The 11087-nt window shown below is 67.7% G+C and carries 9 protein-coding genes; 3 read left to right on the forward strand and 6 right to left on the reverse strand.

Annotation, left to right across the window (positions count from 1 at the left end; all coding sequences use genetic code 11):
- Positions 1–57: 57 nt before the first annotated feature.
- The 5 genes from B2R83_RS19795 to B2R83_RS19815 all read right to left on the reverse strand — a co-directional run bounded on the left by B2R83_RS19795 (position 58) and on the right by B2R83_RS19815 (position 6998).
- Positions 58–2880 carry an ATP-binding protein gene (locus B2R83_RS19795; RefSeq protein ID WP_292044293.1) on the reverse strand — a complete coding sequence of 941 codons (2823 nt, stop codon included), beginning with the start codon at positions 2878–2880 and terminating at the stop codon, positions 58–60.
- 8 nt (positions 2881–2888) lie between these two features.
- Positions 2889–3608 (reverse strand): hypothetical protein, encoded by a 720-nt coding sequence (locus B2R83_RS19800; protein WP_292044294.1) that lies wholly within the window; start codon positions 3606–3608, stop codon positions 2889–2891.
- Positions 3601–4971 carry a hypothetical protein gene (locus B2R83_RS19805; protein ID WP_292044295.1) on the reverse strand — a complete coding sequence of 457 codons (1371 nt, stop codon included), beginning with the start codon at positions 4969–4971 and terminating at the stop codon, positions 3601–3603. The genes B2R83_RS19800 and B2R83_RS19805 overlap by 8 nt, the downstream gene beginning before the upstream one ends.
- Before the next feature lie 165 nt (positions 4972–5136).
- Positions 5137–5889: a DUF3108 domain-containing protein gene (locus tag B2R83_RS19810; RefSeq protein WP_292044296.1), complete on the reverse strand. Its 753-nt coding sequence runs from the start codon at positions 5887–5889 to the stop codon at positions 5137–5139.
- Between the two features lie 2 nt (positions 5890–5891).
- The gene (locus B2R83_RS19815; protein WP_292044297.1) at positions 5892–6998 is read right to left on the reverse strand and encodes a DUF3108 domain-containing protein; all 1107 of its coding nucleotides are present in this window, start codon (positions 6996–6998) and stop codon (positions 5892–5894) included.
- Positions 6999–7121: 123 nt separating this feature from the next.
- Here B2R83_RS19815 and B2R83_RS19820 point away from each other — a divergent pair, with 123 nt between their 5' ends.
- Both B2R83_RS19820 and B2R83_RS19825 read left to right on the forward strand, forming a co-directional pair.
- Positions 7122–7829, forward strand: coding sequence for a PhaM family polyhydroxyalkanoate granule multifunctional regulatory protein (locus tag B2R83_RS19820; protein ID WP_292044298.1), 708 nt, complete (start codon positions 7122–7124; stop codon positions 7827–7829).
- Position 7830: 1 nt separating this feature from the next.
- Entirely contained in the window at positions 7831–8244 is a 414-nt protein-coding gene (locus tag B2R83_RS19825; protein WP_292044299.1) for a GFA family protein, read from the forward strand.
- Here the strand turns inward: B2R83_RS19825 and B2R83_RS19830 are convergent.
- A complete protein-coding gene (locus tag B2R83_RS19830; protein ID WP_292044300.1) occupies positions 8222–8521 on the reverse strand; it encodes a hypothetical protein in 300 nt (99 codons plus the stop codon). The genes B2R83_RS19825 and B2R83_RS19830 overlap by 23 nt on opposite strands.
- 163 nt (positions 8522–8684) lie before the next feature.
- On the opposite strand from B2R83_RS19830, the gene B2R83_RS19835 reads away from it, so the two are divergent.
- Positions 8685–11087, forward strand: a 2403-nt coding sequence (locus tag B2R83_RS19835; RefSeq protein ID WP_292044301.1) for a patatin-like phospholipase family protein, incomplete at its 3' end; no start/stop codon positions are given.

Here is an 11087-nt window from a genome sequence, read left to right on the forward strand (position 1 = left end):
TTGTATTGCTCAGTCCGTGTCCGAATGTCAGACCTGACCCCGGAGTTCCATTCGTTTTTACGCGGCCTTCGCCTCGTCCTTCCTTCGCTGCAGCACGAAGATCGGCTGCGCCCACTGCACGTCTTTCTTCTTCTTGCTGGTGATCAAGGTCAGCTCCGACGGATCGTACACGTCCGTGTTGTGCGTCAGCGGCGTGGTCATCAGGTACTGGGCGTCGGTGTTCTTCAGGAACTCGCCGACCAGCTGGATGTTGCGGATGTCCAGGTGGGCGAAGGGTTCGTCGATGAACACGAAGCCGCCCGAGCCTTCTTCCGACTTCAGCAGGCCGATCAAGAGCACCAGCGACTTCATCACCTGCTGGCCGCCGGAGGCCTCGCCGTCGTTCATGCCGATCTGGTCCTTGCCGTCGAACTTGAAGCGCACGTGCAGGCCGGCCTGGGCCAGTTGCACGTCGTCGTTCTCCAGGCGCACCGGGTCGGCCTGCACGTCGATGCCCGCCAGCTCGCCCAGCTCCTTGATGTTCTTGGAGTAGGTCTTGATGGTGTAGCGCAGGCGCTCGATGTAGGCACCGCGCGCGTTGGCGGTGGCCTCGATCGCGCGGTTGTTCTGGTAGCGGCGTTCCTCGGTCTCGCTCTGGCGGCCCGACAGCTGGTCGTTCAGGCGCGCGTACTGGTCGATGACGGTGTTGTCCTGTTCCCAGTCGTCGCGCGCCAGGGCGTGCTCCAGCGAGGACAGGCGCAGGTTGACCTGGTGCGCGTTCTGGTGCTTGGCAACCAGGGCGCCGCGCCAGCCGGCGTTCTTCCAGTTCTTCGGCAGGTCGCGCCAGCCCTTGCGCAATGCCAGCAGGGCTTTCGCATGTTCAAGGCGCTGCTCGATGGTGCGGCGGTTGTTCAGGCGCATGCCCGCTTCCGCTTCGGACAGGGCCATGCGCGCGTTCTGCCACACGGTGTCGGCACGGGTGCGCGCCACCGTCGCGTTCTTGGTCAGCATCGACAGCTCGCCCAGGCGCGCGCCCACTTCCAGGCGCTCGGCCTTGAGCGGCTGCAGTGCGCGCGTGGCTTCCTCGAACTCGGCCTGGCGCGCCGCCAGTTCCTTGGCGGCGTCGACGCCGGCGATGCGGCCCTTCAGCGCGCCCACTTCGGCGGCCAGCTTGCTGATCGCCAGGGTCAGCGCGTCTTCCTGGGCTTCCAGGGCCGGGAGCGACTTCTGGATCGCTTCCAGGCGCTGGGTCTTGCCGGCGGAACCGAAGCGGTAGCGCGAAGGTTCCACGAACAGCGAGCGCCCGCCGCGGCGTTCGCGGTGGTAGGCGTCCGGGGTGATCCATTCGTCGCAATCCGACTTGAAGCCGGCGTCCACCGAATCGACGCGCTCGATGCGTTCCAGCTGGTCGATCAGCCAGCCCGGCGCCTTGCCGGAGAAGCGCACCACCGACAGCAGGCTGGCGTCCTTGACCACCGGCGCCTCGACGCAGTCGGGCACGATGAAGTGGCGATAGCGCTCCTTCTCGGCCAGGCGGTAGGCCGCCGGCGCATCCTTGGCTTTCTCGAGCAGCACCACCGAGGCATAACCGCCCAGCACACCCTCGACCGCGCCCTGCCATTTCGGATCGGTGACTTCGACGATGTCCGACAGCATGGCGTGGGGGATGCCCTCGTCGCGCAGCGCACGGCGCATCTGGCGCTGGGCTTCCGGCTCCGGCATCGCGCTCTTGCCCTGCAGCGCCGAGATGGTGGCCAGCTCGCCGGCGATTTTTGCGGCGATGTTGTCGCGCTGCTGCTTTTGCTTGGCGAGTTCCGCTTCTTTTTCGTTCAGCTGGTTCGCCACTTCCGCCAGGTCGGCGCCCGCGTCCGCGGCCAGCTTCTGCAGGCGGTCCTTCTGCTCGATCAGGCTTTCCAGCGGCTTGAGCTTCTGGTTGACTTGCGTGAGGCGGCTCGCCAGCTCGGTGGCTTCCTGCTCCAGCTGGGTTTCCTGCTTCTGCGCTTCCGTGAGCGCGCGCTGCTGGGCTGCCAGCTGCTGGCGCTTCTCGGCCAGGATCGAATCGGCGGCAAGCAGCGGCTTGCGGGCTTCCTTGAGGTTGCGGCTGATGGTGGCCGCCTTTTCGCGCGCCTCGTGGTATTCGAGGGCCGGCAGCACGTCTTCCTGCAGCGCGCGCTTTTCCTTGTGCAGGTCTTCCCACTGGTGGTAGTTGGCCACGCGCAGGCGCAGTCCTTCCAGGTTGATGCGCGAGGTTTCCAGTTCGGCCTCGAAGCGCTTCAGCTCCGTCTCGGTGTCGCGCTGGTGGCGCTTGGCTTCGTCGTAGGCGTCCAGCACTTCCTTGTCGCCGAAGACCTGGAACACCAGGTCCAGCAGCTGGCGCGGCGCGTATTCGCACAGTTTATCGGTCTCGCCCTGCTCCAGCGCCAGCACCTTCGACATGGCCGGCGACAGGCCGGCCGAGGCCAGGCGCTTCTTGTAGTTCTCCACGCCCAGCCAGTCGGTGGCGTCGGTGACTTCCTCGATCTCGACGTTCCCCGGTCGCATCAGGTACTGGCGCTTCCAGTCGCCGCCGTTCTTCTGCACCTGGCAGAACAGGGTCACTTCGTCGTCGGCGAAGAAGCCGGAATGGCGGAACGGACGGTTCGACAGCTGGCGGCCGGACGGTTTGTTGTCGACCACGGCGCGCAGCCAGGCGCTCTGCTGGCCCGAGTGGCGCGCATAGTGTTTATAGGTGCGGCCCATCGAGCAGTCCAGGCCGAACAGGGTGCGCAGCGCGTCGAGCAGCGTGGTCTTGCCGGAACCGTTCTGGCCGGCGATCGTGATGATCTTGGCGTCCAGCGGGATGTTCTTGATCCGCTGCCAGTAATCCCAGTGGACCAGTTCGAGTGATTTGATGTGGAACATGGGCTATCTCAGTTCGGGCTCAGTTGGGTGGCATCGGTGGCGTCGCTTGCAGCATCGGCCACTTCGTCGTTGGCGGCTTCGATCTTGCGCGGAGCCGCGGCCAGCGGCGCGCGCTTGAACACGTCGGCCAGGGCGCCGTTGATGATGCGTTCCTTCAGCAGGTCGGTGTCCATCATCAGGTCCAGCAGCGGGCCTTCCAGGATCACGTCGCCGCGGCGCTCGATGAAGCCGAGTTTGGAGAGCACGCCCAGGTTCATGTCCATGCGGGTCTTCTTGCCCAGCTTGTCGCCGAAGTCGGACAGCAGCGCGGTATACGAGATGCCGATCGAGGTATCCTCGGCGCGCGGAATCGGCGTGTCCTGTCCGAACATGTCGGTCTGGTCGTCCGCCACCGTGGTGTGGGTTTCCTGGCGCTCGCGCTTGGGCAGGATGATCTGCGCCCACAGCACCACCAGGAGGGCCACGCCGTCGCGGGTCAGGCCGAAGTTGTTGTTCTGCCAGATGTCCTTGGCGCCGAAGATCTTCGGCTCGACGTTGCGGTGCAGGGCGATCGTCACGTGGTCGGCGTAGACGTTGTCGAGCAGCTTGAGGCCGGATTCCAGCAGGCGCTTGTCGACTTCGATGCGGAAGGCTTCGTCCGACAGCGCGCGCTTGACCATCTTGTCGTCGCGGCGCAGGGTCTGGTGCGTCAACAGGCGCGCGATCAGGATTTGTGCGTCGTCATTCATCGGGGTTACCGCTTTCAAGATTCAGTGAGAGGGAGGCGATCGACATCGCCGCCACTTCCGGGTCGTCGAGCTGGATCATCTCGTCCGTCGGTTCGAATTTCACGGGCAGGCGCGCCAGCTCGGCGGTCGCGCCCTGCAGGCTGGCCTCCGACGCATCGCCCAGCAGCGGCAGCAGCGAGGCGCGGTAGGACGCCACGGCGAAGCTGGCCGGCAGCAGCGACTCGTGCAGCGCCACCCTCTTCGGGCCGCTGTCCGAGAACTCGGGGAAGTTGCCGAGGTTGGCGAAATCGGCCAGCTTGTTGATCCAGTCGTTCAGCTCCGCCTGCATCGCCGGGTTGTCGTTGACGGTCAAGGGCGCGTCGGTGCCGGTCGGCAGGCCCTTGGGGCCGGTCGAGACCACGCGCTCGAGCAGCAGCTCGGTCTCGGCCACGTCGATCATCTCGGCCGGGGTGCCGAACAGCGGCACCACCGGGCGGTCGATCGCCTCCTCGGCCAGGCTGGCCAAGTCTTCGTGGGCCAGCAGCCAGCGTTTCACGTCGGTAGTCGACAGGCCGGACTGGCCCAGGTGCACGCGCTGGCGCTCGATCTGGTTCAGGGCGCGCGAGAACATGCCCTGCATGTTCAAGAGCGCGCTCTGGGCACGGCCGATGGCCTGCGCCGCCTTGTGGGTGGCCGAGTCGGCGGCCGGGTCCTGGGTAATCGCCCGCAGGATGACGGAACCCTTCTCGACCCAGTCGCAGGCCATGTGCCACTTCGCCTGCGAGGTGCGCAGGCGGAATTCGGAACCGGAGGCGATGGCGTCGCGGAATTCCTCGGTCAGTTCCACCAGGCGGCCCAGCAGGTGGCGCAGCTGCTCCACGGTGACTCCGCCCACGGCCTGGGCGCCGGCCACCTGCGACAGCAGGAAGCCCATCTCGGCATCGTCTTCTTCCGGTTTGCCCAGCGCGATCAGGGTGTCGAGCGCGGACAGCACGTTGCGCGCCAGCGGCGTGATGCGGTAGACGGCGCTGGGGCCGTCCCAGGCCAGCAGGCCGTGGCCGCGCAGGCGGTTCAGCACCGTCTCCAGGCTTTCCGCGGTCAGGTAGGCCAGCTTGTTGTTGATGTCGGCGCGCGAAAAGCTTGACGCGCCGGTATCGCTGGCCAGCTCGCGCAGCACCAGCAGGCGCACCAGCACGCCGTCCTGGGTGCCGTGGAACAGCGCCGTGAAGGCCGACAGCATGGGCTGGGCGCGCTTGAGGTGGTAAACCTGCTCGATCTCGTCGGGCGCGACGCCGTTCTGGAAGTGCGCCTGCAGCGGGTCGTCTTCCAGCGGAGTCGAAAGGGATTCTACGGCGAGCGCCGCGCTGCCAAGGTGGTCGATCATATAAGTACCGTTCTCTGGCGCGGACAGGCTCAACCGGTCCGCGGGGGCGCCAGTATAACAGTTTAGGATCGGCAACTAGCTTCCGCGGAGGCCCCTGATTGCAGGAAAGACACACCCATCCATTGCCTTGAAAACAAGACAATATTGTGTTCTGTGAAATCCAGTTTACGGTTTTGTCACAGTCTTCAGGGTCTGTTCGATCTGTTCCTTGTCGCCGTCGGCATAGCGCAGCTTGACCGGATACCACTCGTGCTGTGGCGCCAGCCAGACCTCCAGCACCTGGTCCTTCTTGTCCGCCACCGGCTGGCGCGACACCAGCACGGCCTCGACCTCGCCCAGGCCGGTCTGCACTTTCTCGCGCTTGATCACCTTGAACACCCAGGTTTCCGCATCGCGGCGGCCGGCCACGAAAAAGGGCCATTCGCTGCCCGGCTTGAAGCGCTCGCCGGCGCCGCGCGCCACGGCGGCCAGCTGCCAGGTGATCGACACCCGGTCCTGTTCGCCGCCCTTGAGCGGATAGACCTGCTTGCTTTCGCTGAAGCGCAGCGCGCGCGCTTCGCGGTCGAAGGTGGCCGTGGTCGGATCCTTGCGCATGCGCTTTTCGATGAATTCGGCGGGGGCCAGGCCGAAGGCGTCGATCGTGCCGCTGCTGCGGTCGTGGGTGATGGTGCCCAGCAGCGGCACCTTCGATTCGGCGCTCACGGCGTATTTGCCGTCTCCGGCGCGCCAGGTGACGATGGCTTCGCCCTTCAGGCCGAAGCCGCGCTGGCGGGCCTGCAGCTCATAGTGCAGGTCGGCCGAGGGCGGCAGTTCGAACTTGCGCTTGATGGCGGCCGGGGCATCCTGTGCGCCGGCAGTGCCCAGGGTGAGCGCCAGCAGCAGGCCGCAGCCGGCGTGTCGTACGGCAGAGTGTTGCATATCTAGAATCCTGGTTGGGTCATGGCGATGTCGTTCGCCGTTTGTGTGGTTACCGCGCCGTTGGCTTCGCTGCTGCGGATCTGTACCGGCAGCCAGCCATGCGCGGGCGAGAGCCAGATGTCCAGCCGCGATTTGTACGAGCCCGGCTTCGGCGGGCGCGTGATGCGCACGGTCTGCAGGCGGCCCAGCGGGGTATCGATCTCCTCCGGTCCCACGACCTTGAAGGTGTACACGGCGCCCCAGCGCTCTTCGCCGACAAAGATGTCGATGTCGCCGCTCAGCTGGGCCTGGTCGCCGCGCGCGATGGCCGCCAGCTGCAGCGGCACCGTGGCCTTGTCCTGCGCACCGGGCTGCAAGGCGTAGTTGCCTTCGGAGGCCGAGAAGCTCAGCTTGTTGCCGGGCCAGTCGAAATGGGTCGCGGTCAGCGAACGGCCGCGGCGCTTTTCCGTCATTTTCACCGGCGCCAGGCCGGTGTTGCCGAGGTGGCCTTCGCTGGTGAGCACCGCCAGGTTCACCCGTGCGAACACGATCTTGATGCCGGCCTCGAAGCGCATCCGGTAAGACTGGTCGTTGCGCTTCCAGGACAGCAGGGCCTGGCCGCTCCATGTCGTGCCGTCGGCATCGGTGCGCGCCACCTTGTAGCTGAGCTCGGCCGGCGGCGGCACGTCCACCTTGTAGCGGCGCACCGTGTGCACGATGGGCGCCGGGCCGGGGTCGGGTTCGGCCGGAGCGGGTTCGGCAGCAGCAGCGACCTGCGGCGCCGGAGCGGGCTCGGCGGGAAGCGTGGTCGCCTGCGCCGGTGGACCGGGGCGCACCGGCTCGCCCACCACGTCCTCCGTCACCGTAATCGTGGGCAGCGGTACGAAGTCCGGCAGGGGCGGCTGCATCAGCTTCGGCGACGGCGGCGGCACGGGCTCGGCCACCGGCGTTTCAAACGGCGCCGGCGGCAGCAGCTGCGCCAGCGTGATCGCAGCCTCGCCCTCGCGTCCCGGCAGCGCGATGCCCTGCGTGCCCGCGGTGAGCCAGCCCAGCACCAGCCAGTGCAGCAGCACGATGAGGGTGCCCAGCACCAGGGCGCGCAGCCGCTGAGGAGGAAAAGCGGAACTCATGCCGCTAGTGTAGCCTGAGCGCAGCCGGGGTGCAGGGGCGCGGCACATTGGGCCCTTTGGCGTACCGGCTTTGTCGCGTGTTATTTATCTGCTACGCTTAGGTGTCCAAACGAGGAGAAAACGATGCTCAAGCCGCCCAATGCTGCCGGAATGCCCGATACGCTCGAATTCGTGAAAAACCTCTGGGGAAGCATGAACATCCCCGGCGTCGGCATGCCGGGCATGACCGGCTCCAGCCTGTCCGTGGACGAACTGGACAAGAAGATCGCCGACCTCAAGGCGGTCGAATCCTGGCTCAACCTGAACCTGGGCATGCTGCGCGGAACCATCCAGGCGCTCGAAGTCCAGCGCGGCACCCTTGCCACCCTGAAAGCCATGGGCGACAGCATGGCGCAGGCCATGCAGCGCGCCGGCAGCGACCCGGCCATGGCGGCGCCCTTCACGCAGTTCTTTGCGCAGCAGGCCGCCGGCGCCCCGACACCTCCCCCGCCGCCGGCGCCGGAGCCGAAGGCCGACGCTTCTTCCGGCCAGGCGGAATCCGCAGCCCAGTCGGCCGCGAACAGCGCCATGCCGGCTGCGGTCGCGTGGTGGAATTTGTTGCAGGATCAATTCCGCCAGGCAGTCAGCAGCGCCATGCCGCCGGCAGGCGCCCCCCCGGAAGCGCCTGCCGCCGGCAACGATGGCGCGGCAAAGCCTCCTCCGGCCGAGCCGAAAGCGCGCGGCGGCTCGCCGCTGGACGTGTCCGGCGGCGCGGAGCCGGCGGCGCCCGCCAGCCCGGGCGGTTCCGGCCGGGTGGGCCGCAATCCGCGCGTAAAAGCCGACAAGGGCTGAGATGGATGTCAGCGGCGGCTGCCTGTGCGGCGACGTGCGGCTGCTGGCCTCGGGGCGGCCGCACCGGGTCGGACTGTGCCACTGCCTCGACTGCCGCAAGCACCACGGCGCCCTGTTCTACGCCGCCGCGATCTTCCCGCAGGATGCGGTAAGGGTCAGCGGCGACACCCGCGATTATTGCGGCCGCCACTTCTGCCCGCGCTGCGGGTCCTCGGTGTTCGCGCGCAGCGGGGACGAGATCGAGGTGCACCTGGGCACGCTCGATGCGCCGGACCAGTTGATGCCGACCTACGAGAACTGGACCATACGGCGCGAGTCCTGGTTGCCGCCGTTTCCGCTCGACAAGCACTACCTGCGCAATCGCGAGGCTTGCGGCCCTGTGGAGGACTCCCTCAACGATCCTTCAGGCGCGTGAGGCCGGCAGAAATCCATACCACTGCAGCCAGGACGGAAAGGATGGTCGGGAACAGGAGCGGCACGGCGAGTTCCGGCCGCATCTCGACGATATAGGCGCATCCGGCACTCACGGCCACGGGAAGGAGCAGCCGCGGCGCCGCATAGCGGTTGATGCGGACGATCGATGCCTGCCCATCGTAGTCGACGAAATTCAGGATCCTGCGCTTCGGTACGAAATAGAGCAAGGCAGCGATGCCCAGGAAGAGCACGCCGATGAACAGGTAGATGTTGGCCATGAGCTTTCCATATTTCACATCATTGCTTTTACCATAAGCAAGATTACCAGACTTACTGGAGGGAGCACTCTTGATCTATTCGGTAGCGTCCGCTTACCTGGCGTGCTGAACTGGACTCAGCGGGACCGGTTTCCGATCCCGCCCCTCATCAAGAGGAGTGCCCGTGTCCTCGTTCGACCCAGCCAGCCTGGTCCCGGCGCAAATCGCCGACCTGCGCCGCAAACTGGAAGCGGCCGGCTGCCGCCCGCCGGCCCATGCCTGCACGCTGGGCGAGCTGGCCGAGGCGATCGTCGAATTCCGCCGGCGCGAAGGCATCGCCGGACGCGGCGTGCTCGACGACGCAACCCTGCAGCGCCTCGATGAAGTCAGCGGCGCGACCTTCCAGGACGTCTTCCGCGACGAACTCGAGCTGCTGCACCCGGACCCCGACGCCGCACCAGGCGCCGACCTTGCCGCCCGCGCCCACAAGGCCGGGATGGTCGGGCTGGCGCTGTCCGGCGGCGGCGTACGCAGCGCCACCTTCGGCCTCGGCGTGCTGCAGGCACTGGCGAACCAGCGGCTGCTGCGCCACCTCGACTACCTGTCGACCGTGTCCGGCGGCGGCTTCATCGGCGGCTGGCTGTCGAAGTGCATCCACGAACAGGGCGGCGACGTGCGCCTGGTCGAGGAGATGCTGGCGCCGCCGGCGGGCAGCGCCGAAGCGCCGGCGATCCGCTTCCTGCGCCAGTACTGCAACTACCTGTCGCCGCGCGGCGGCATGTTCAGCGCCGACACCTGGACCCTGATCGGCACCTATGCCCGCAACACCGGCCTGAACCTGACGATGCTGGTGGCCTGGCTGTGCGCCCTGTTCCTGCTGCCGCGTGCCGCCGTGTGGGCCGTGCACCGCATCGTCGACCCCGGCGGACCCTGGGCCGTGTATGCCGACCTGTCCTGGATGGCCGGTGTGCTGCTGTTCCTGTTCGCCGTGTTCTGCATCGCCCTGAGCGTCTCCAGCAAGCCCACCGGCTCGCGCGGACGGCGCCGCTTCCCGCTGTCCCAGGGCGCAGTGCTGTGGTGGATCAACCTGCCGCTGCTGCTGGCGGGCTTCCTCGGCAGCCTGGGCCTGTGGCGGCACGGCGGCGAGACGCCCTTCTGGGAATGGACTGCGCTGCCGGCGCAGCTGGCGGGACGCGCCCACTGGCTGCTGGCGCCAGGCTTCGCCTACTTCGTGGTGTGGGCCTGCGGCTGGTACCTGGCGCACGACCGCACCAGCATCTACCGGCGCGCCGGCTACGTGGTCTGCGGCGCGTCTTTCGTGGCCGTGCTGGCGGTGCTGTGCGCGGCGGCGCGCGCCTTCGCCCCCGAAACGATGATGCGCTTCATGGCACGCGAGACCTGCGACCTGCTGGTCAACAGCCTGCTGGCCTTGTTCGTGGTGCTGCTCATGGTGGCCACCGCCCTCGCCGTGGTGCCGCGCCTGCTGCATCCGCATCCGCCATCGGCCGACCTGACGCGCGCCGAGATGTTCGAGGGCCTGTCGCACCTGGCCTGCGCCCTCGGCGCCCTCGGGATCGGCACCTTGCTGCTGCTGGCCGGGCTGTCGCTGCTGCCCGACCCGAAGACGCACCCGGTGCTGAACAACGCGATCGCCCTCACCACCTTCGGGATGCCGCTGATGATGGCGCTGTTCGCCGGCACCATGACGCTGATGATCGGCCTGATCGGCCGCATGTACAGCGACGCCAGCCGCGAATGGTGGAGTCGCCAGGGCGCCTGGGCCTGGATCTTCGCGCTCGCCTGGGTCTCGATGTTCGGCGTCTCCTTCTTCCTGGCCCCCTTGCTGCACTGGGCCTGGCTGACCCAGAACGTGTGGTCGCACATCACCACCGCGGCCGGCTGGCTGCTCGTGACCTGGTTTGGCCTGAAGGCCGGCAGCGGCAGCCGGACCGGCACCTGGGCCGGCAGCCTGCGCGCGGGCGACACGCGCTTCGAGGTGGCGGCGCGGATCGCGCCCTACGTGTTCACCGCCGGCGTGTTCGCCCTGCTGAGCGCACTGGTGCAGGCGGCGGTGGCGCCGCCGCGCGTCATCTGCCCCGGCGACATCACGCTCACCTGTGTCTACGCCGCCCATACCAGCGCCACCCTGGCCACCAGCGGCAGCCGGCTGGCCTGGGCCTTCGCGATCTTCCTGGGCGCCGCGCTGCTGCTCGGCTGGCGCGTCGACATCAACAAGTTCTCGCTCTACATGCTGTACCGGAACCGCCTGGTGCGCGCCTACTTCGGCGCCAGCAGCCGCGCGCGCAAGCCCCACCCCTTCACCGGCTTCGATCCCGGCGACGACCCGCTGCTGGCCGACCTGAAGCAGCAGCGCCCCTGCCACATCATCAACACCTCGCTCAACCTGGTCGGCGGCGAGGAGCTGGCCTGGCGCACCCGCAAGGCGGCCTCGTTCACCTTCACGCCGCGCTACTGCGGCTTCGAGCTGCCGGCCGGTTCGGTGGGAAGCGCCGCGCTGCACGGCGTGGCCGGCAGCGCGCAGTCCCTGGACGCCGCGCGCGGCTGCTACCGCCCCACCGGCGCCTAC

Origin of the sequence: Massilia sp. UBA6681, from assembly GCF_002454935.1 — a bacterium.
GTDB lineage: Bacteria > Pseudomonadota > Gammaproteobacteria > Burkholderiales > Burkholderiaceae_D > Telluria > Telluria varians.